The following is a 21,022-nucleotide window of genomic DNA, read 5'->3' as shown; positions in this document are numbered from 1 at the left end:
ATGAGCCTTCTCCCCAAGAGCGTCGGCAAGCTCGGCCACGCCATCGGCAATGAAGCCAAACACGTCTGGACCGAGGGCAAGAAGGAAACCGGCGAAGCCATCCACTGGACCACCGACAAAACCGCCGACCTCCTGGATGACGTCGGCGCCCACGGCAAAGCCCGTGCCGTGCGGCACTGGGGCGAGGAAAGCGCCTCCGAACTCGGCGCCCACGTCGGCGAACGCCAGCTCGGCGAGACGGACGACCCCAAGGACCTCGTCCACGGCGACGTCAAACAACTCAACGCCGCCGCCAAACACCTGCGTTCCTTCCAGCACTCCTTCAACTCCGTCCACTCCGGCCTGCAACGCATCCACTCCGGCCAATGGAAGGGCGAGGGCGCCGACGCCTTCGACGCCAAGTTCGCCCCGGAACCCGGCAAGTGGGCCAAGGCCGCCGACTCCTGCGACAAGGCAGCCGCCGCACTGGAGGCCTACGCCCACACCGTCACCTGGGCCCAGGGCCAGGCCAAGGAAGCCATCCGCCTGTACAAACAGGGCAAGGCCAACTCCGAAAAGGCCCGCAAGGACTACAACGACAAAGTCCACGCCTACAACCACAAACTCGACAACCACCAAGACCCCGGCCCGCGCCCAGGACCCTTCCACGACCCGGGCGAGGCCGATATGGAAAAGGCCCGGCACCTGCTGGCCGAGGCCCGCAAACAACGCAACACCGCCGGCGCCGAAGCCCAGTCAAAGGTGGACGCCGCCGTCCAGCTCGCCCCGCCCAAGCCTTCCCTGAAGAACCAGCTCAAGGGCGATCTGCTCGACCTCAAGGACGGCGGCAAGGTCGAACTCCTCCACTTCGGCGGCGGCATGTTCCGCTCAGTCACCGACCTGTACAAAACGGCCCGCATGCTCAACCCGCTCGACCCCTACAACATGACCCACCCGGCCATGTACCTCGACGGCCTGAGCACCACCACCGCCGGCCTGCTCTCCCTGGCCTCCCACCCCGAACGCCTCCCCAAAGCCATCCTCGGCGACGGCTGGAACACCGACTCCGCCCAATCAGGCGGCCGCCTCCTGGGCAACGCCCTCCTGATGCTCACCGGCGGCGGCGAAGCAGCCGCAGCAGAACGGGGCGCGCTCAATGCCGCGAAACGCGGGGCGGAGGACGCAGCGGACAGCACGGTGCGGAACGCCGCACGTGACGAGCTCAAAGCGAACCCCCATGAGAGCAATCCGCCAAAGGGCAAGGAGTGCAAAGGCGGAGACCCCGTCGATCTCTCCACAGGACGGATGTTCCTGCCGGAAGTCGATGTGACACTGCCGGGCACCCTCCCGCTGGTCTTCCACCGGCGCCACAAGTCTGGCTTCCAGTGCGGCCGTTGGTTCGGCCCCTCCTGGGCCAGCAGCATCGACCAGCGCCTGGAAATCGACGCCGAAGGCGTCATCTACATCGACGAGCACGCCCGCCTGCTCGCCTACCCCCACCCCGCCCCCGGCGTACCCACCTACCCGGCCAAGGGCCCACGCTGGCCACTCACCATCACGCTGGATGGCGCCTACGTCATCACCGACCCCGACACCGGCCACATACGCCACTTCACCCCATACCAGCCCGGCACGGCCCTGCTGGAACAGATCACCGACCGCACCGGCCACCGCATCACCTACGAATACACCGCGGACGGCACCCCCACCGCCATCACCCACGACAGCGGCTACCGCCTCCTGACCACCACCGACTCCGGCCGAATCACCGCCCTGTACCTCGCGTTTGAAGGCGGAGACGACATCGAGATCCTCCGCTACGGCTACACCGACGGCAACCTCACCGAGGTCTACAACTCCTCCGGTCAACCTCTGCGCTTCACCTACGACGAACGCGCCCGTATCACCTCCTGGACCGACCGCAACGACCGCAGCTACTCCTTCGTCTACGACGACCAGGACCGCTGCATCAGCCAGTCCGGCACCGAAGGCCATATGCGCTTCTCCTTCGCATACACCGAGCCCGACCTGGACACCGGCCTGCGCACCACCAAGCTCACCGACTCACTCGGCCACACCAGCACCTACACCTTCAACAACCGCAGCCAACTCATCGCCGAAACTGATCCCTTGGGTGCAACCGCCCTCTCCCAGTGGGACCGCTACGACCGTCTGCTCTCCCGCACCGACCCTCTCGGCCGCACCACGGAATACCGCTACGACGCCGACGGCCACCTGACCGAGATCATCCGCCCTGACGGCTCCCGCCTCGCCGCCACCCACAACGACCTCGGCCTCCCCGAAAGCACCACTGGCCCCGACGGCGCCACCTGGCACCGGACCTACGATGCGGCCGGAAACCGCACTTCGCTCACCGACCCGGCCGGCGCCCAGACCCACTACACCTACGACGAATACGGCCACCCGGCCTCGGTCACCGACGCCCTGGGCAACACCACCCACATCACCTGCAACAACGCCGGTCTGCCCATGGAAATACGCGACCCCTTGGGCAACACCACCACCTACCGTCGCGACGCCTTCGGCCGCATCACCACCATCATCGACCCCCTCGGCGCAACCACCCGCCTGACCTGGACCCCCGAGGGCAAGCTCGCCCGCCGCATCTCAGCAGACGGCTCCGAGGAGACCTGGGCCTACGACGGGGAAGGCAACTGCGTCCGTTATGTAGACGCCATCGGCGGCGTAACCACCTACGAGTACACGCACTTTGACCTTCTTGTTGCCCAGACAACCCCCGACGGCGTCCGCCACGAATTCTCCCACGACACCAACCTCAAACTCCGCCAGGTCACCAATCCCCAGGGCTTGACCTGGACCTACGACTACGACCCAGCCGGCCGTCTGACCTCCGAAACCGACTTCGACGGCCGTACCCTCACCTACACCCACGACGCCGCAGGACAACTCACCTCACGCACCAACGCCCTCGGCGAGACGATCACTTACGAACACGACACCCTCGGCCGCGTCATCACCAAATCGGCCCCCAACGGGCACTCCACCACCTACACCTACGACCCGGCAGGCCGCCTCCTAAAAGCAGCCAACCCCGACGCCACCCTCATCTACCACCGCGACCGCCTCGGCCGCATTAAGTCGGAAACGACCAACGGCCGCACCATCACGTTCACTTACGACACCCTCGGCCGTCGCATCCGCCGCACAACCCCCAGCGGCGCCACCAGCACTTGGACCTACGACGCCGCAGGCCGCCGAACCTCCCTCACCACCTCCGGCCACACCTTCGACCTCGAACACGACGCCGCAGGCCGAGAAATAGCCCGCCACTTCGGCAACGGCATCACCCTTACCCACAACTGGGACCCGCTCGGCCGCCTAGCCTCCCAATCCCTAACCGGCGGCGTCGAGCCAACCACCCCTCTCATCGACCGCGCCTACACCTACCGCCGCGACGGCTACCTCACCGGCATCACCGATGCCCACACCGGCACCCGTACCTTCGACCTGGACGCCATCGGCCGCGTCACTGCCGTCAACGCTCCTGGTTGGACAGAGCGTTACGCCTACGACTCAGTGGGCAACCAAACCGAAGCTTCCTGGCCCACCGAGCACCCTAGTGTGGAGGCCCAAGGCACCCGCACCTATACCGGCACCCGAATAGCCCGCGCCGGCAACCTCCGTTACGAGCACGACGCCCAGGGCCGTATCGTCCTCCGCCAGAAAGCACGCCTTTCCCGCAAGCCCGACACCTGGCGCTACGAGTGGGATGCCGAGGACCATTTGACTGCAGTAGTCACTCCTGACGGCACCTACTGGCGGTACGTTTACGATCCTCTGGGTCGGCGTATCACAAAGCAACGCCTCGCCGCTGTCAACGAGATCGCCGAACAAGTGGACTTCACGTGGGATGGCCCGCAGCTCGCCGAGCAGACAACCATTTTGGACACCTTTCCAAACCAGGTGACACTCACCTGGGATCACAATGATCTGCGCCCAGTCGCTCAAACCGAGCGCATAACTGCAGTCGGTGTCTCCCAACGGGAAATCGATTCTCGCTTCTTCGCCATCGTCACCGACCTCGTTGGCACGCCAACAGAATTGATTGACGAGACCGGCCGTTCGGCTTGGCACAGCCAATCCACGCTCTGGGGCGCAACGGCCTGGACAGCGAACAGCACAGCCTACACGCCGCTGCGTTTCCCAGGTCAGTACTTCGACGCGGAAACCGCCTCTCACTACAACCTATACCGGACTTACGAGCCAGAAACGGCCCGCTATACAACAGCCGACCCATTGGGCCTGACGTCGGCGCCAAACCCGAAGGGATACGTCCACAACCCACACACATGGATCGACCCCCTGGGGCTGATGGGCTGCGAGCAAGACGAGCACCCCGCTGTTGCCGAGACCCGCGCCGGAAAGGGCAGCATCGTCAGTAATCACCCCATGACGTCTGATGAGGCCCTCCAAGCCGGCGCCGAATTCTTGGGGCCCGGTTACAAAGAGTTGGGAAAAAATCGAGGCGTTTTCCGGAGCGCCGATGGCCTTCGGCAGTTCCGGATGGACCAGGATTCCTTGGCGGGGAATCACTGGCCTCACGTACCTCATGTACACATGGAAATATTTGAAAACCCAGGAGACAAGAAGGCTATTGTAAATAATCACATCCCCCTGAGTGACTGACCCCCAGAAAGGCAATCGACATGATTAAAATTGGCGCCGTAGGACGTATTTCCTCCGGAGACGAGCAAGGCAAGTACGTAAAAATCCAAGAACTTCCGGATGACCCGCCTAGTTACTTGATTCTCACCGCTGCGGACCGAGACTTCCGACATGACGGCGGGGATGCTTGGGTAGAAGACAGGGCTTCGCTCAGCCAATACTTCGAAGAGGCTCACTGGATCGTCGAGTGGGAGTAGACAGAGGCAACGAGTTCCAGTTGACATGGGCCGAACGGCGCTGACGGCGACTCCGCAGCCAAACTCCTGTGCCGCGAACGAAATAGCCTCCTCTTCGTATTTGCGGCAACGAAGGCGATGCAACCGCCTTCACGCTCGATCGCACGCTCCAGCAACGTTAACCTCTTGCGTGAATCCGGCTGCAGACGACGCCACCTAGCCAAACGCACAATAACGTTCGCAGGCACCTGGAGAAATTAAACTAGCTCTCTTTAAGGAGTGTTCCGACGCTTAAGCATTTCAGCAGCGCTCCAAACATCCGCGAATTCGTTCGTATAACTACTCCTGGCTTGTCACTCTCACGGATCAGTATGACCTTGCCTCTGCCAGCCAACTCGACGCAGTGCTGGCCGTCATCCGGACCGGAGAACGAGGACTTCTGCCAGGCGGTTATTCGGGGCATTGGGACAGCTCACAGTTCCTCTGCGATGCGTTGGATGAACTTGCTTGACTCTGCTGGTGGGAGGGCAGCCCTCTCCGTTGCATGGAGCAGCGCCTGATATTTGGCGAGCTGCGCTTGCGCGTCAAGGAAGATGCCCTGGAACGCCTGGTCCAGGTGGACGGTGTCCAGTTGCTGAACGGGCCCGCCGGCGTACAGCACCGACCCGATCGAGCTGGTGAGGCGCGTTTCAAAGGGGATGACGCGCACTCTCACATTGGGCCACTCCGCGACCTCGGTGAGGAAGTCCAGTTGCGCCCGCATGGTTACGCGCTCGCAGTAGAGCATGCGGAGGGCAGCCTCATGGATGAAGACATCGAAACGCGCGGGCGCCGGCCGGTCGAAGATCTCGCGGCGCCGCAGCCGGTGCTCGACTCGTGCGGCCACATCGCGGGCCGGTAGCCGGGTAAGGCTTCCGCTCATCAACTCCCTTGCGTAGTCCTCGGTCTGCAAGATGCCCGGGATGTGCAGGAGCTCGATCGACCAGAGGTACTTCGCATGATGTTCGAGCTCCGCGATGTCGAGGAACTGCTGTGAGAGCACTCCCCGGTACTCCTCCCACCACCCCTTCGTACGCTCCTCCGCCATTTGCGCCAGCGCGTCAACCAGATACTTGTCCGTGGCCGAGCAATACGCGGCCCAGCGCCGCACCCGTTCCGCGCTGACGCCATAGCGGCCCGACTCCACATGGCTGATCTGAGCCCGTTCACCGCCCATGCGGGCGGCCAGTTCCGCACCGGTCAGGCCGGCCTTCTCCCGGAGTTTGCGCAGCTCGGCGCCCAACCGCGCCTGCCTCGCGGTGGGTTGGCTTCTCGGCGGCATGGCTCTCCCTCGGCTGACGCCCATGAGTGTGCCGCTCACTGTGCCATGGGTCCACCCTCACGAGTGGGACTCGCGTCCCACCATTGCACCGTCCCACTTGTGTGCCCTACGGTCCTGCGCACATCAGTCGGCAGCGTTCCCCGGCCATCCGAAGTGCGTCTGGTCGCCAGCCAGTTGGACGAGCAATGCCCAGGTCACGGGCGACTGGACGATCGCACCCCGCATCCCATCGCATCGGGAGACACCCCATGAATCCAGCCGTGCTCCGCGCGCCGGAAGTCACCCACGACGACTCGGCCCACTCATACGAGTTGAGGGCTCCCGCAACATTGACAACTCCATGCGTAGCCCGCCACTTCGTCACCGGAGTGCTCGCGGCCTCCGGCCATTCCGCGCTCGCTGACGACGCCCGTATCTGTGTATCCGATGCCGTGACCAACGCGGTGCAGCACGCCGGAGTGCAAACCCTGCGCATTGAGTTGACAGCAAACACCAACGGCATCGTCGTGGCCGTGTGCGATGACAACGTCCGCCGTCTCCCCTGGCCCCGGCAGGCCCGGGACGATGAGGAGAGCGGTCGTGGGCTGACGCTCGTGCGAGGGATCGCGCACTCGTCCGGGGTCAGCTGGATCTGGGACGAGCTGCAACTCGTGGGGAAGCGGGTGTGGTTCGAGTTGCGGGACGGGCAGGAAGAGGGGGCAACTAGGCCGGGAACGGCCAGGGGTTGGGGCGGCAGGTGACCCCGTCCGTGGCGAGGAATTTCGTCTGCTGCATCATCACCGGCGCCAGCGCCCCCGCCTTGGGGCAGGTCTCATGGTCGTGGCCCAGCCGGTGGCCCACCTCGTGGTTGATCAGCATCTGGCGGTAGGCCAGCATCTGGTCGCCGAAGGTCGGTGAACCCTGCGCCCAGCGATAGGCGTTGATCATTACGCGGTCCGTGGCGGCCGAGTCGCAGGAGACGTTGTCCTCCGTGGTGTCCAGGCCGGACTTGGCGCACCAGGCCGCCGTGGTCCCGGGGCTGGCCAGGGTGATGGCGAAGTCCGCGTGACCGGAGGACACACGCTCAAAGGTGCGGCGGCCGCCGTGGCCCCAACTGCGGTCGTCGTTCAGGGTCTTGTGGACGGCCTCGGCGAACAGCGCCCCGTCCAGCGGCAGGCCCTTCTCAACGTCAACGCGGTAACGGAGAACTTCACCCTTACCGGGGGCTTGGTCATGGCCGCCGACGGTCTGGAAATCACCCGAGGCCTTCGCCTTGGCGTCCAGCGGGTAGCGCAGCGCCATCTTCTGCTCAAAGCTCACCGGGGCCTTGACGCCGCCGTCCGGGGTCGGGCGGCTGTCCGAGCGGGAGGCCTTCTGGGGGGCGGAGCGGCCGTCCGCGTCGGCGGTGCTGGCCTGGGCCTTGGTGTCCGTACCGTCCTCCACCTGGCCGGCCACCACCACGGCCAGCACGGCCGTGACCAGGGCCGCAGCCACTCCGGTGACGGTGCGGGCGCGCCCGCCGCCGGCACGGCCCCGGTGCGAGGGGGCGGGCTCCCGGCGCGCGGAAGCGGCGGAAGCGGGGGTCACCGGCACGGTGGGCCGGAGGGGCGGCGCGGTCTGGACGCGCTGGGGGCCGATGACGGCCCAGCCGGTCCCGGTCACAGTCCCCGTCCCGGAGACAGTTCTGGTCCCGTTGACAGTCCCATTGACAGTCCCGGTCACGGTCCCTGGCCGCTCCGCGGGAGGCGCGGAAGCGGCCTGGGGGGCGCGTGCGCTGTGTTTACCCACGAGGCGAGGCGCTCCGTTCAGACGTCTTGGCGGTGTCCGCTAGGAGATCCCGGAAGGCGCGGGCCACCGCGTCCGGGTCCTCCATCATCGCGACATGACCCGCACCCACCAGCACGACCAGCCGCGAGTCGCGGAAGGTGGCGCTCGCCCGGCGGGCCGTACGGACGGAGACGAGCTGGTCGCGTGATCCGTACACCAGCAGAGTAGGGGCAAGCACCCGCTCGGCCTGACGCCACAGCGAGTGCTGACCGCCCAGGGTGTAGGCGTCCAGCAGGCCGCGTACCGAACGGGCCATCACATCCCAGCAGTAGGGCTGCGTCAGCCGGCGCCGGTACTCCTCGACCGCGGCGCCGAACTGGTCCGGGGTGGCCCGTGAGGGGTCGCCGTAGCACAGGGCCAGCAGTTCGGCGGTGCGCTGCTCGGGCGTCCAGTCCCTGGTCAGCCGGGCGTACAGCGGCACCGCGCCGGGCACCGCCATCAGTGCGGTGGGCAGCGCGGTGCGCTGCAGCCGCAGCGCGGGCAGGGCGGGCGAGACCAGGGTGAGGGTGCGCACCAGGTCCGGGCGGACGGCGGCGACCCGGGTGACGATGGCGCCGCCCATGGAGTTGCCGAACAGGTGGACGGGACCGCGCCCGGCGGCGTCCAGATAGCGGATGACCACCCGGGCATAGGCGGTGATGGAGTGGTCACCGTCGTCCGGCGGCGGCGCATCGCCGAAGCCCGGCAGGTCCAGCGCCTCCCCGTCCAGCGCGTCGGCCAGCAGTGCCATCAGCGGCGTCCAGTTGCTGGACGAGCCGCCCAGGCCATGGACAAAGAGGGCGGGCGGCAGTCCGGGCTCCCGGCCCGGCCGGCGCCGGACCGTCAGCGTGACCCCGGGCAGCGACACCGTGCGCCGCTCCTCCCCCGCGCTGAGCTGCGCGAAGGGCGTGGACGGCACCATCGGCACCACGGGGGCACCCAGGGACTCGGTCTCGGACATGCGGGCAATGTTACGAGACGATCACGCCGGAAACGCCTGTGGCGGCGATCACAGATCACCTGGCGGCGCGGGGCGCGGTCTCCTAGGCTCGTAGCCAGGAGCATTGGGCGCTCTTCCCGGAGGGCACAAGGGACACGACGGAAGGGGACATCCAGCATGCCCGTCGATCCGATCAACCCTGACACCTTCGAAGACGACGACATCGAGAACGAGGGCGAGGCCATGGAGTTCGACGTCGAGGCACCCGAGGCCGACGCGGCGGAGCAGCACACCGACCTGGCGCCGGACCGCGATGAGCCGCTGACCCCTCTGGACACCTACTCCGCCAATGAGGCGGACCGGGCGGAGCAGGCCAGGGTCGTGGAACTGGACGAGGACGACTACCGCTGACCGAGGAGGCGGTACGGACCGGGACCGCCGATCAGGGCGGACCGGGCCCGCTGATAGGGCGGACCAGGGCCGCTGATCAGGGCGAACGGGGGCGACCTGTGATGACCTGCGGGATTTGTCGGATATTTGTGGGCTTCCCACAGCGTCCGCCGGATGAAATTCTCCCCTACGGCCAGGCGACGGCCGGTTACCCAAAAGTACGATGGCGGTCACGGTGCTCGCCGTACAGGGAACGATCATGGGAGGCGGCGTGACAGCCATCGAGCAGACCGAGGCGCGCCCCCGGGGCACGCGCCTGCCGCGCCGAGCCCGACGCAACCAGCTTCTGGGCGCGGCCCAGGAGGTCTTTGTGGCGCAGGGGTACCACGCCGCGGCGATGGACGACATCGCCGAGCGCGCGGGGGTCAGCAAGCCCGTGCTCTACCAGCACTTCCCGGGCAAGCTGGACCTCTACCTGGCGCTGCTGGACCAGCACTGCGACAACCTCCTGCAGGCGGTGCGCACCGCGCTGGCCTCGACCACCGACAACAAGCAGCGGGTGGCGGCCACCATGGACGCCTACTTCGCCTATGTCGAGGACGAGGGCGGCGCCTTCCGTCTGGTCTTCGAGTCCGACCTGACCAATGAGCCCGCCGTCCGCGAGCGGGTGGACCGGGTCTCGCTGGCCTGCGCCGAGGCGATCAGCGCGGTGATCGCCGAGGACACCGGGCTGGCCAAGGAGGAGGCCATGCTGCTGGCGGTGGGCCTGGGCGGCGTCTCCCAGGTGGTGGCCCGCTACTGGCTCTCCAGCGAGAGCACGGTGCCGCGCGCCACCGCGGTCCAGCTGATCACCTCGCTGGCCTGGCGTGGTCTGGCCGGATTCCCCAAGAGCGGCCCGGAACACTGACCGGACCACTGACACCCGGCCGCGCCGGGCTAATGTGTGGCAGGTAGGGCGCGGTCGGCCGCGCACCCCTCCCCTGGGGCTACGCCATGGGGGACCGCACACCATCGGAGGGACAGTAGCCGTGGAGGTCAAGATCGGCGTGCAGCACACGCCCCGCGAGATCATTCTGGAGACCGGGCAGGCCACCGAAGAGGTGGAGCGCCTGGTGTCGGAGGCCCTCGCCGGCAAGGCACCGCTGCTCAGCCTGACGGACGAAGACGGACGCCGCGTTCTGGTCCCGTCCGAGAAGCTGGCCTATGTGGAGATCGGCAAGCCCACCGTCCGCAGGGTCGGCTTCACCACGATCTGAGCGATCAGCGAGATCTGAGTGATCAGCGAGATCAGAGAGATCTGAGCGAGCTGAGCAGCGTCACCGCTGGCGGCCAACGGCGGGGCTCCGGTGCCCAATTGACCGGATCCCCGCCGTTGTCGCACCCGGATCCGGCGAGGGTTGCCCGATATGGTCGCGGGGTAGGACCGCCACGACCGAATCGCATCCGCTTCTCGGCACGCACGGGAGGGAACCCACCATGATTTTCTGGGAAGCGCTCGGGTCGGTCCTCATCGGCCTTGCCGTCTCCTATGGCGCGCTGCGCTGGCTGCCCGCCCGCTTCGGACGCTTCCGCTCCCGCGCGCTGGCCCTGGCCACCGGTCCGGCCGGCGGGCTGTTCGGCGGGCTGCTCACCCACTCCGTGCTCGGCCCCGGCCATGCCGTGGCCACCCTGCTGGGGTCCCTGGTGGTCGGCGTCACCCTGCTGTCGCTGCTGCTGCGGCAGAGCACGTCACATGGGGCCAAGGCACTGGGAGACGGCCCGCCCCGCCGGTCAGCCACGGCGTGAGCGGGCCCCTCGGGGACCGTGGTGCGAGCGGGAGGGCCCGGAGCAGGCCGGTCAGGCCACCCCTGCCACGCAGATCGCTCAGGCGGACAGACCGAGCGCGGCCATCCGCTTGGTGTGCGCCTCGGTGATCCGGGAGAACATCTTGCCGACCTCCGCCAGGTCGAAGCCGTCGGCCACCCCGCCGACCAGCATGGTGGACAGCGCGTCCCGGTCGGCCACCACCCGCTGGGCCTGGGAGAGCGCCTCGCCCATCAGCCGCCGCGCCCACAGCGCCAGCCGGCCGCCGACCCGGGGCTCGGCCTCGATGGCGGCCCGTACCTTCTCCACCGCGAAGCTGGTGTGGCCGGTGTCGTCCAGCACGGTCAGCACCAAGGCCCGGGTGTCGGAGTCCAGCCGGACGGCCACCTCCCGGTAGAAGTCACTGGCGATCGAGTCGCCCACATACGCCTTGACCAGGCCCTCCAGCCAGTCCGAGGGCGCGGTCTGGCGGTGGAACTCGTCCAGTGCGGCGGCGAACGGCTCCATGGCGCCCACCGGCTCCACATCGATCGCGGACAGCCGGTCGCGCAGCCGCTCGAAGTGCTGGAACTCCGCGGCGGCCATCCTGGCCAGGGCGGCCTTGTCGTCCAGGTGGGGCGCCATCTTGGCGTCCTCGGCCAGGCGCTCGAAGGCGGCCAGTTCGCCGTAGGCGAGGGCGCCGAGCAGATCCACTACGGCCGCCCGGTACTGCGGGTCGGCGGAGGCCGTGGCCCAGTCCTGGGCAGCGATTCCGGTGTGCTCTTCTGCGGGCTCGGTGGCCTTGTCGGGCGTCTCCATGGTGCGAACGATAGCCCGCCCCGTCCCGTCCCGAAATGCCTGGTCAGCCAGTGCCCTCCGGTAACAGTCAGGTTCCGTCGGGGCACGGGTCGGGGTTTCCGGGGTACAGTGCTATATGGCCCGCCGAGTATTCGGCAGGCCGCACCCATGCCGGTTCTTCTGGGAGCGACTCCCCGGAGCGCCAGCGGATGCCCGGTCGGTGGCCCGATCGGCTTCCACAAAACCGACCGCCCTCCACGCCCCTCGGACGAGACGTCCGTACGCCAGGAGGGATCCGCTCGCGGCACGTGTGCCCGCGCGAAGGCAGTGGTCCCGCGCCATCCGGCCAGCCCGGCCGACCCGTAATCCGGCGCGGTACGTGCGGTACGTACGGAACCGTATGACCCCCTTCGCCGCCTCGCGCCGCGTCTCACAAGAAGAGGCAAACCCCTGAAAACCTCCACTAGCTCGCAGACTCCGACCACTTTCCGAGACCTTGGGATCCTGCCCGAGATCGCCGAAGCACTCGAAGCCGTCGGCATCGTGCATCCCTTCCCCATCCAGGAGATGACGCTCCCGGTCGCCCTGGCCGGCTCCGACGTCATCGGCCAGGCCAAGACCGGCACCGGAAAGACGCTGGGCTTCGGACTGCCGCTGCTGGAGCGCGTGGTCGTCCCCGCGGACGTCGAGGCGGGCCGGGCCAAGCCGGAGCAGCTGACCGACGCCCCTCAGGCGCTGGTGGTCGTCCCCACCCGTGAGCTGTGCCAGCAGGTCACCAATGACCTGCTCACCGCGGGCAAGGTGCGCAATGTCCGGGTTCAGGCGATCTATGGCGGCCGGGCCTATGAGCCCCAGGTCGAGGCCCTCAAGAAGGGCGTGGACGTGGTCGTCGGCACGCCGGGCCGGCTGCTGGACCTGGCAGGCCAGAAGAAGCTGAGCCTGTCCCAGGTCAAGGCGCTGGTGCTGGACGAGGCCGACGAGATGCTCGACCTCGGCTTCCTGCCGGATGTGGAGCGCATCATCACCATGCTGCCGGCCAAGCGGCAGACCATGCTGTTCTCGGCCACCATGCCGGGTGCGGTGATCTCGCTGGCCCGCCGGTATATGTCGCAGCCGACGCATATCCGGGCCACCGAGCCGGATGACTCCGGCCAGACGCACGCGCATATCGCGCAGCATGTCTTCCGGGCCCACTCCATGGACAAGCCGGAGATGGTGGCGCGGATCCTCCAGGCCGAGGGACGCAGCCTGGCGATGATCTTCTGCCGGACCAAGCGGACCGCGGCCGACATCGCCGAGCAGCTGACCCAGCGCGGCTTCGCGGCCGGCGCGGTCCACGGCGACCTGGGCCAGGGAGCGCGCGAGCAGGCGCTGCGGGCGTTCCGCAACGGCAAGGTGGACGTGCTGGTCTGCACGGATGTCGCGGCGCGCGGCATTGACGTGGACAACGTCACCCATGTCATCAACTACCAGTCCCCCGAGGACGAGAAGACCTATCTGCACCGCATCGGCCGCACCGGCCGGGCGGGCAAGTCCGGTACCGCGGTGACGCTGGTGGACTGGGACGACGTCCCGCGCTGGAAGCTGATCAACAAGGCGCTGGAGCTGGGCTTCGACGAGCCGGAGGAGACGTACTCCACCTCGCCGCATCTGTACGAGCTGCTGGGCATCCCGGCCGGTACCAAGGGCATCCTGCCGCGCTCGGAGCGCACCCGGGCCGGGCTGGCGGCCGAGGAGATCGAGGATCTCGGCGAGCCGGGTGGCGGCGGCCGCGGTGGCCGGGGCGACCGGGGCCGCAGGTCGGCCGGTCCGGCTGCGGCGGTGGCCGAGGAGCGTCCGGCGCGGAGCCGGGCGCCGCGGCAGCGGCGGCGGACGCGGTCTGGGCGGCCGCTGGACGGAGTGGCGCAGGCGCAGGTGCCGGCGCCCGAGGCCGCGCAGGCTTCTTCCGGGGCCGGCACGGCCCCGGAGACCCCGGCCCGCCCGCGGCGCCGGCGGCGTACGCGGGGCGGTGGGGCTTCGGTTGCTTCGGTGGCGCCGGTTTCTCCGGTGACGCCGGTGGCTCCGGTTGCTCCGGTTGCTCCGGTGGCCGCTGTGGTCGAGGAAACGGTCAGCGCGACCGAGATCCCGGCCGCCGTGGAGGTGGCCGAGGCTCCTGTCGCGGCGCGGCGCAAGCGGACTCGTGGGGGCCGGGCGGCTGTGGCCGTTGAGGCTGTTGAGGCCGCTGCTCCGGTTGTGGCTGCGCCGGTGGCCGACGTTGAGGCGGTCGAAGCGGTCGAGGCGGCTGCCGAGAAGCCGAAGCGGACTCGCAAGGCCGCGGCGGCCGTTGAGGCCGTGGACGGGGCCGAGGCCGCGCCCAAGCGGACCCGCACCGCCAAGAAGGCCGCCGCCCCGGTGGCCGAGGCCGAGGCGGTCGCCGAGGCCGCGCCCAAGCGGACGCGTACCGCGAAGAAGGCGGTCGCGGCGGTTGAGGCGGTCGCGGCGGTTGAGGCCGCCGAAGCGGTCGAGATCGTCGCCGAGGAGAAGCCGAAGCGCACGCGGACGGCGAAGAAGGCAGTCGCCGCTGTGGACGGGGCCGAGGCCGCGCCCAAGCGGACCCGCACCGCCAAGAAGGCTGTCGCCCCGGTGGCCGAGGCCGAGGCGGCCGAGGCGGTCGCCGAGAAGCCGAAGCGAACTCGCAAGGCCGCGGCAGCAGTTCAGACCGCGGAGACGGTCGAGACCGTCGCCGAGGAGAAGCCCAAGCGCACGCGGGCGACCAAGAAGGCCACTGCTCCGGTGGACGGCGCCGAGGCGCCCGCCGAGGCCGCGCCCAAGCGGACGCGTACCGCGAAGAAGGCGGTCGCCGCTGTGGACGGGGCCGAGGCCGCGCCCAAGCGGACCCGCACCGCCAAGAAGGCTGTCGCCCCGGTGGCCGAGGCCGAGGCGGCCGAGGCGGTCGCCGAGAAGCCGAAGCGAACTCGCAAGGCTGCGGCGGCAGTTCAGACCGCGGAAGCGGTCGAGACCGTCGCCGAGGAGAAGCCCAAGCGCACGCGGGCGACCAAGAAGGCCACTGCTCCGGTGGACGGCGCCGAGGCGCCCGCCGAGGCCGCGCCCAAGCGGACGCGTACCGCGAAGAAGGCGGTCGCCGCTGTGGACGGGGCCGAGGCCACGCCCAAGCGGACCCGCACCGCCAAGAAGGCCGCCGCCCCGGTGGCCGAGGCCGAGGCGGCCGAGGCGGCCGCCGAGAAGCCGAAGCGAACTCGCAAGGCCGCGGCGGCGGTCGAGACCGCTGTCGAGGAGAAGCCGAAGCGCACGCGGACGGCGAAGAAGGCGGTCGCCGCTGTGGACGGGGCCGAGGCCGCGCCCAAGCGGACCCGCACCGCCAAGAAGGCTGTCGCAGCCGCGGAGGGGTAAGGGCCGCAGGCGAACCCGTGGCCGGTTACCTCTTGGAGGTGGCCGGCCACGGGTGTTTTCGCCGTGGCGGCAGCGGTGCAAGTTCATCTGCGGGGCGGCTTGGGCCGGGCGCGCAGTTCCCCGCGCCCCTGGTGGGGGCGCGGCGGCCTCGCCGGTGACCAGGGTGGCCGGGTCCGGCGGGGATCGGACGTGGAGGTTGGCCTCGGTTAGCCTCGGGGCATGAGCAGGCCGCCCTTTCTCACCTTGCCCCCGTGTGCCCGTGCGTACCGACTGGCCACCGCGCGTGGGGAGTTCGCCGTGCATGACGCCCGTCCCGCCGGGCCGCCGCGTGGCACCGTGCTGCTGGTGCCGGGGTTCACCGGCAGCAAGGAGGACTTCATCGCGGTGCTGGCGCCGCTCGCCGGGGCGGGCTACCGGGCGGTGGCGGTGGACGGCCGGGGGCAGTACGAGAGCGGCGGGCCGCGCGATGAAGCGGCGTACGCGCAGCGGGAGTTGGCGCTGGATGTGCGGGCGCAGGCGGCCGCGCTGGGCGATGGGGTGCACCTGGTGGGGCACTCGCTGGGCGGGCTGATCGGACGGGCCGCGGTGCTTCACGACGCGGCTCCGTACCGTTCGCTCACCCTGATGAGCAGCGGCCGCGGGGCCGTCGCCGAGTCGCAGCGGGCCCGTACCGCGCTGCTGTTGCACGCGCTGACCGAGCTGGGGATGAGCATGGCGGAGGTGTGGACGCGGATGCAGGGGATGGAGGCGGAGGCGGCCGATCCGGCCGCACCGCCGGCCCTGCGGGAGTTTCTGCACCACCGCTGGCTGGGCACGGTGCCCGAGCAACTGATCGGTACCGGACGGCAGTTGATGACGGAGCCGGACCGGGTGGACGAGCTGGCGCGGGTGCCACTGGCCAAGCATGTGCTGTGCGGGGCGGTGGACTACGCCTGGCCGGTGCCCCAGATCGAGGGGATGGGCAAGGAGCTGTCCGCGGTGACAACGGTGATCCAGGGCGCGGGGCACTCCCCCGCGGCCGAGTGCCCGGAGGCCACCGCGGAGGCGATGGTCCGCTTCTGGGAGACGGTCAGCGGGTCTGATCGGTGGTGACGGTGAACAGGCCGCCCTCGGGGTCGCGCAGGGTGGCCTCGTGCTCGGTGGTCGGGCCGATCTCCTCCGCCACCCCGCCACCGGCCTCCAGCGCCGCCCGTACCGCCTGGTCCACGTCGTCCACACAGAAGTAGACATGCCAGCGTGGCCGGATGCGGGGGTCGGGCGCGGCCTCCACGCCGCCGCCGCGCAGGCAGGCCACGGTGTGGCCGTGCACCCGCACCATCACCGCGTCGTCCTCATAGGCGAGGTCGGTGTCCTGGCTGTCCCAGCCGAAGATCGCGCCATAGAACTGGGCGGCGTCGAAGCCATTGCGGGTGCGCAGTTCCAGCCAGGCGGGGGCGGCGCCGCTGCCGATGGTCCAGCCGGGGAGGACCCGGCCCTCCCAGAAGCCGAAGACGGCGCCGTCGGGGTCGGCGGCCAGCACTGCCCGGCCGCTGCCGAAGGCCAGCGGGCCCACCGCCACGGTGCCGCCGCGCTCGCGGATCCTGGCGGCCACCGCGTCGGCGTCGTCCACCGCGAAGTACGCGGTCCAGGAGACCGGCACCCCCATGGAGCGGGCCACATTGCCGATGCCGGCCACCGGCCTGCCCTCGCGCAGGCCGACCAGGAAGTCCTCACCCAGCGAGCCGGCCCGGAAGGTCCAGCCCAGCACCTTGCCGTAGAAGCGCTGCGCGCCGGCGAGGTCACCGGTCAGCAGGCTCACCCAGCAGGGCGTTCCGGGCCCCGCGCGGTCGGAAGCCGACATGGCCGATCGCCTCGTTTCTGTTCTGTGCTCCGGCGGGGAATCGGGCCGTCCGGCGCATGCCGCGGCGGCCGCCCATAGCCCCAAGGGTTCCATCCGCCTTCCCCGCGCGCACTCCGGCACGCCCGGATCAGGCATGGGCATGGGGCGGGGCGGCCGGGGGAGCTAGAACTGCATCCGCAGGTGGTCCCAGAAGCCGTCGCGCAGGGCCCGGCGCAGGTCGGCGTGGCCGCGCAGGGACAGGCCGAGCAGGGACTCGGCCTCCACCAGCAGTTCCTGGTCCACGGTGCCGGGCAGATAGGGGTGGCCGGGCAGCAGTTCGGAGAGCGAGTCATGGCCCCGGGCGCCCAGCCACTGGGCGGCCACCCGGGCGCCGACGAAGCGCACATCCTCCCGGCTGGGCGCGGGGCCGCGGGCCAGGGCCTCGCCCAGGGACTCGAAGCCGGTGCGGCGGGTGACATAGGGCTTGCAGAAGTCCAGGTCGAAGGTGCGCTGGCTGTCCACCTCCCACAGCAGCGGCTCGGCCTGGTTGCGTCCGCCGATCGCCTCGATGCCCCAGAGGTGCACCCGGGCGCCATAGCCCTGGGCGGCCTCCACGGCGGAGACCAGGTCCTCGTCGCCGCCGATGAGCACCGCGTCGCTGATGGCCCGGTGGCGGGCCAGCGACTCCAGGTCGGAGCGGATCAGGGAGTCCACGCCCTTCTGCTGGTTGTTGGCGTTGAGGTTGCCCAGTCTGACCTTGACGTCCGGCAGTTCGGCGATGCTCTGCTGCTCTGGGGTGTGGATACGGCGGCGGGCGCCGTCGTACCAGTAGACGCGCAGCAGCCGGCTGTCCGGGAAGATGGTGCGCGCCTTGTCGATGAACGCCTCGATCAGCCCCTCGGCGTCCAGTTCGAAGGCCCGCCGGTCCTCGGTGCCGGCCACCAGGCGGCCCGCGGCGGCGTAGGCGTAGCCGGCGTCCACGAAGACCGCGTGGGTGGAGGGGGTGGTGGCCACCTCGGCGAGCACCCGGGTGAGCAGTTCATTGGTGCGCTCGATGCCGGCGACCACGGCACGCAGGTCAAGGGGGGAGTCAAGGGGGGAAGGGTTTACCGGGGTTGCGTCAGTCATGTGGGGTCGTTTCGTTCAAGGGTGCGGTCGGGGTGGGAGACCGGCAGACATGGGGTCATGGGGCGCGGGGTCATTAGGCGGGTTAAAAATTTCCTTAGCGTAGGGAATGTTTGAGCGAGTACCTTCGTTGTACAGCCGTGTAACGCGCCGCCACAGCAGTCGCGTGCGTCACGTTCATTCAGTTCTCCTCAGGAGGATCAGACGAAGGGAGAAGCTTTGCGCTTCGAAATCATGCGCCTCGACGACGTCGATGGCACCGCCGTTGACAGCACTGTCGTAGACGCCGCCTCCGTCAACCGGATCGTGCAGCAGGCCGCCTCGATGGGCCAACGCATCTATATCCGCCCGGCCGACACCGGAACGCGGTGACCCCACCGCCCGCCGATGTGCCGACGCCCCCGTACGGACCTTCCGTACGGGGGCGTCGGCATCGCGGCGGCGTCAGTGGTGGTGGCTGATCACCTGGGTGATGCCATTGATGATCTGCTGCACGGCCAGCGCGGAGAGCATCATGCCCGCGAGCCGGGTGACCAGCACCACTCCGCCGTCCTTGATCACGCGGATGATCAGCAGCGAGTAGCGCATCACCAGCCAGAGCACGATGTGCATGGCGGCGATGGCGGTCCACACCGAGACCTGGGCGGCGACGGAGTCGGCGTGCTGGACGGCCAGGATCACCGAGACGATCGCGCCGGGCCCGGCCAGCAGCGGCATGCCCAGCGGTACCAGGGCGACATTGACGTCCTTGGTCTGGGTGGGCTCCTCGGACTTGCCGGTCAGCAGGTCCAGGGCGATCAGCAGCAGGAGCAGACCGCCGGCGATCATCAGCGCGGGGGTGGTGATGTGCAGATAGTCCAGGATCTGCTGGCCGCAGATGCCGAAGACGGCGATCACGCCGAAGGCCACGGCGGCGGCCTGCCAGGCCATCCGCCGCTGGACCTTGGCGGCCCGGCCCGCGGTGAGGGCGAGGAAGATCGGCGTGATCCCTGGCGGGTCCATGATCACGAACAGGGTGAGGAAGAGCGAGCCGAAGACGGCGACGTCGAACACGGTGGTGCCTTGCGAGAGTGCGGAGGAGCGTGCGGGCGCCCTGAAGCGCGCCCGGTACGGGGGGGTCAGGAGGTGGGAAGGGTGCGACCGGTGGTCAGCGGAGCGTTCGGCCGCCCGCGCCCGGGACGGGGAACGCGCCCGTCGCCCGGCGGGTGATCTCGCCGTAGATCTCCGGATCGGTGGTGAACTCGCCGAGTTCACAGCTCTTGCGGCTGCCGTGGTAGTCACTGGAGCCGGTGGTCAGCAGGCCGAGCTCGGCGGCCAGACCGCGCAGCCGGGCGCGGGTGGCGGCGTCATGGTCCATGTGGTCCACCTCGACGCCGTCCAGGCCGGCCGAGGCGAAGGCGGCTATCTCGGTCTCGGAGAGGCACCGGCCGCGCTTGACGGCCAGCGGGTGCGCCAGCACGGTGACCCCGCCGGCCGCCTTGACCAGGCGGATCGCCTCAAAGGGGTCGAACTCGTGCTTCTCCGCGTAGGCCCGGCCGCCATCGCCCAGCCACTGCTCGGTAAAGGCGTCCGAGACGCTGTCGATCACACCCAGCTCCACCATGGCGGCGGCCACATGGGGACGGCCCACCGCACCGCCCGCGGCCAGCTCGGCCACGCGCTCCCAGGTGACGGGCACGCCCAGCTCGCGCAGCCGGGCCACCATGATCCGGGCCCGCGGCTCCCGGCCGTCGCGCACCAGCTCGCGCTCGGCGGCGAAGACGGGCTCGGCGGGGTCGAAGAGGTAGGCGAGCAGATGCACGCCAACGCCGCCCAGGCGGCAGGAGAGTTCGGCGCCGGTGACCAGGGTGAGCCCGGCGGGCAGGGCCGCGATGGCCTCGGCATGGCCGCCCACACCGTCGTGGTCGGTCAGCGCCACCACGTCCAGCCCCGCGGCGGCGGCCTTGCGGACCAGCTCGGCGGGGGTGTCGGTACCGTCCGAGGCCGTGGAGTGGGTGTGCAGGTCGATGCGCACGACGCGGAACTCCCAACGGTGACGGCACGGACAAATGGACGGTCCGTTCAGGATAACCGGCACCGCACGCCCGCCCGGCCGCCTTGGCAGGGCGGCCGGCGCCTCAGGGGGACAGGATGCGGGGGGACAGCGCGCCGCAGGGTACGAGCTCGACCTCGGCGCCGGCGTCCCGCAGATCGGTGATGACCAGCTCGTCGTACATCAGCAGGGCCGAGGTCTCCGGCCAGGCGATGGCCCACAGCCACAGTCCGCGGGCCTCGCCGGCGAACACCGCCCGGTCGCCGGGGGCGCCATCGACATGCCAGAGGTGGGTGGGGCGGCCGGATGCCAGCAGCTTGGCGTGCGGGGGGCCGTCCACGCTCAGATACGGTCCGGGGTCCGGCCCGTCGATGCCCGCGTAGCGGGCGCCCAGCCCCACGCCCAGTTCTTCGGCGATCAGCAGCAGTTCGCCGGGGCCGCCGAGCGGGCCGGGTCCGGAACAGGCCAGAGCGGTGGCGCGGCCGCCGCCACGGTCGTCACCGGCGCAGACCACGCCGGTGAACAGCCAGCCCACCGGCAGCGGCCAGGGCATCCACACCGGGACCCGGGACCGCTTGACCACCACGGCCAGCGCTTCCACGCTCGGCGGGACGACCGGCTGCAGAGGGTGCACCGAACCGTGCACGGCGCACTGCCAGGAGTCGGCGAAGAGACCGGGCGCTCGGACCCGGCCACCGCACTTCGGGCAACTGGGTTCGCCCCTCATAGGGTCCAACGGTCCTCCCCGATACGTCATCGCGTCAAGGACGATCACTCG

Annotated in this window: 18 protein-coding genes and 1 pseudogene; 9 read left to right on the top strand and 10 right to left on the bottom strand. The window is 69.5% G+C overall.

What is annotated here, in order from left to right; translation table 11 throughout:
• Positions 1-4,647, top strand: coding sequence for a putative T7SS-secreted protein (locus tag CV755_RS28475; protein ID WP_109283117.1), 4,647 nt, complete (start codon positions 1-3; stop codon positions 4,645-4,647).
• Between the two features lie 477 nt (positions 4,648-5,124).
• Here CV755_RS28475 and CV755_RS28465 read toward each other — a convergent pair whose 3' ends face one another.
• The gene (locus tag CV755_RS28465) at positions 5,125-5,325 is read right to left on the bottom strand and encodes a DUF397 domain-containing protein (RefSeq protein WP_109283115.1); all 201 of its coding nucleotides are present in this window, start codon (positions 5,323-5,325) and stop codon (positions 5,125-5,127) included.
• Between the two features lie 9 nt (positions 5,326-5,334).
• Positions 5,335-6,144, bottom strand: coding sequence for a helix-turn-helix domain-containing protein (locus tag CV755_RS28460; protein WP_338323705.1), 810 nt, complete (start codon positions 6,142-6,144; stop codon positions 5,335-5,337).
• Positions 6,145-6,431: 287 nt separating this feature from the next.
• Between CV755_RS28460 and CV755_RS28455 the strand changes: the two genes are divergently transcribed.
• Positions 6,432-6,923 carry an ATP-binding protein gene (locus tag CV755_RS28455; RefSeq protein ID WP_161968757.1) on the top strand — a complete coding sequence of 164 codons (492 nt, stop codon included), beginning with the start codon at positions 6,432-6,434 and terminating at the stop codon, positions 6,921-6,923.
• Here CV755_RS28455 and CV755_RS28450 read toward each other — a convergent pair.
• Both CV755_RS28450 and CV755_RS28445 read right to left on the bottom strand, forming a co-directional pair.
• Positions 6,886-7,731: pseudogene (locus CV755_RS28450) on the bottom strand (DUF3152 domain-containing protein); the annotation flags it as partial. The gene CV755_RS28455 and the pseudogene CV755_RS28450 overlap by 38 nt on opposite strands.
• Positions 7,732-7,942: 211 nt before the next feature.
• Positions 7,943-8,929 (bottom strand): alpha/beta fold hydrolase, encoded by a 987-nt coding sequence (locus CV755_RS28445; RefSeq protein ID WP_109283111.1) that lies wholly within the window; start codon positions 8,927-8,929, stop codon positions 7,943-7,945.
• Between the two features lie 156 nt (positions 8,930-9,085).
• Between CV755_RS28445 and CV755_RS28440 the strand changes: the two genes are divergently transcribed.
• The 4 genes from CV755_RS28440 to CV755_RS28425 all read left to right on the top strand — a co-directional run bounded on the left by CV755_RS28440 (position 9,086) and on the right by CV755_RS28425 (position 11,083).
• Positions 9,086-9,319 (top strand): hypothetical protein, encoded by a 234-nt coding sequence (locus CV755_RS28440; protein WP_109283110.1) that lies wholly within the window; start codon positions 9,086-9,088, stop codon positions 9,317-9,319.
• Positions 9,320-9,569: 250 nt separating this feature from the next.
• Positions 9,570-10,205, top strand: coding sequence for a TetR/AcrR family transcriptional regulator (locus tag CV755_RS28435; protein WP_109283579.1), 636 nt, complete (start codon positions 9,570-9,572; stop codon positions 10,203-10,205).
• A 121-nt stretch (positions 10,206-10,326) separates the two neighbouring features.
• Positions 10,327-10,554, top strand: a complete 228-nt coding sequence (locus tag CV755_RS28430) for a DUF3107 domain-containing protein (RefSeq protein WP_109283109.1) — start codon at positions 10,327-10,329, stop codon at positions 10,552-10,554.
• A 220-nt stretch (positions 10,555-10,774) separates the two neighbouring features.
• On the top strand, positions 10,775-11,083 hold the full coding sequence (locus CV755_RS28425; protein WP_193553492.1) for a hypothetical protein: 309 nt from the start codon (positions 10,775-10,777) through the stop codon (positions 11,081-11,083).
• A gap of 78 nt (positions 11,084-11,161) precedes the next feature.
• Here the strand turns inward: CV755_RS28425 and CV755_RS28420 are convergent, their stop codons facing one another.
• Positions 11,162-11,899 (bottom strand): ferritin-like fold-containing protein, encoded by a 738-nt coding sequence (locus CV755_RS28420; protein WP_109283108.1) that lies wholly within the window; start codon positions 11,897-11,899, stop codon positions 11,162-11,164.
• A 546-nt stretch (positions 11,900-12,445) separates the two neighbouring features.
• On the opposite strand from CV755_RS28420, the gene CV755_RS28410 reads away from it, so the two are divergent.
• Positions 12,446-15,268, top strand: coding sequence for a DEAD/DEAH box helicase (locus CV755_RS28410; RefSeq protein ID WP_109283106.1), 2,823 nt, complete (start codon positions 12,446-12,448; stop codon positions 15,266-15,268).
• Positions 15,269-15,487: 219 nt separating this feature from the next.
• Positions 15,488-16,360, top strand: coding sequence for an alpha/beta fold hydrolase (locus tag CV755_RS28405; protein WP_109283105.1), 873 nt, complete (start codon positions 15,488-15,490; stop codon positions 16,358-16,360).
• On the opposite strand, the gene CV755_RS28400 is transcribed toward CV755_RS28405, so the two are convergent.
• Together CV755_RS28400 and CV755_RS28395 are read right to left on the bottom strand one after the other, a co-directional pair.
• Positions 16,338-17,108: a VOC family protein gene (locus CV755_RS28400; RefSeq protein ID WP_193553491.1), complete on the bottom strand. Its 771-nt coding sequence runs from the start codon at positions 17,106-17,108 to the stop codon at positions 16,338-16,340. The two genes, CV755_RS28405 and CV755_RS28400, sit on opposite strands and share 23 nt — an antisense overlap.
• Before the next feature lie 162 nt (positions 17,109-17,270).
• Positions 17,271-18,215, bottom strand: coding sequence for an NYN domain-containing protein (locus CV755_RS28395; RefSeq protein WP_109283104.1), 945 nt, complete (start codon positions 18,213-18,215; stop codon positions 17,271-17,273).
• A gap of 216 nt (positions 18,216-18,431) precedes the next feature.
• On the opposite strand from CV755_RS28395, the gene CV755_RS35240 reads away from it, so the two are divergent.
• The gene (locus CV755_RS35240; protein ID WP_164503323.1) at positions 18,432-18,584 is read left to right on the top strand and encodes a hypothetical protein; all 153 of its coding nucleotides are present in this window, start codon (positions 18,432-18,434) and stop codon (positions 18,582-18,584) included.
• 72 nt (positions 18,585-18,656) lie between these two features.
• Here the strand turns inward: CV755_RS35240 and CV755_RS28390 are convergent, their stop codons facing one another.
• The 3 genes from CV755_RS28390 to CV755_RS28380 all read right to left on the bottom strand — a co-directional run bounded on the left by CV755_RS28390 (position 18,657) and on the right by CV755_RS28380 (position 20,971).
• On the bottom strand, positions 18,657-19,265 hold the full coding sequence (locus CV755_RS28390; RefSeq protein WP_109283103.1) for a MarC family protein: 609 nt from the start codon (positions 19,263-19,265) through the stop codon (positions 18,657-18,659).
• A 94-nt stretch (positions 19,266-19,359) separates the two neighbouring features.
• Positions 19,360-20,226 (bottom strand): PHP domain-containing protein, encoded by an 867-nt coding sequence (locus CV755_RS28385; protein ID WP_109283102.1) that lies wholly within the window; start codon positions 20,224-20,226, stop codon positions 19,360-19,362.
• Between the two features lie 103 nt (positions 20,227-20,329).
• The gene (locus CV755_RS28380; RefSeq protein WP_109283101.1) at positions 20,330-20,971 is read right to left on the bottom strand and encodes a DUF6758 family protein; all 642 of its coding nucleotides are present in this window, start codon (positions 20,969-20,971) and stop codon (positions 20,330-20,332) included.
• Positions 20,972-21,022 lie beyond the last annotated feature (51 nt).

The sequence above is a fragment of the Streptomyces orinoci genome (genome assembly GCF_003121295.1).
Classification (GTDB): Bacteria; Actinomycetota; Actinomycetes; order Streptomycetales; family Streptomycetaceae; genus Streptomyces; species Streptomyces orinoci.
Note: the sequence above shows the minus strand (reverse complement) of the source record. Positions and strands in the feature narration are given on the sequence as shown.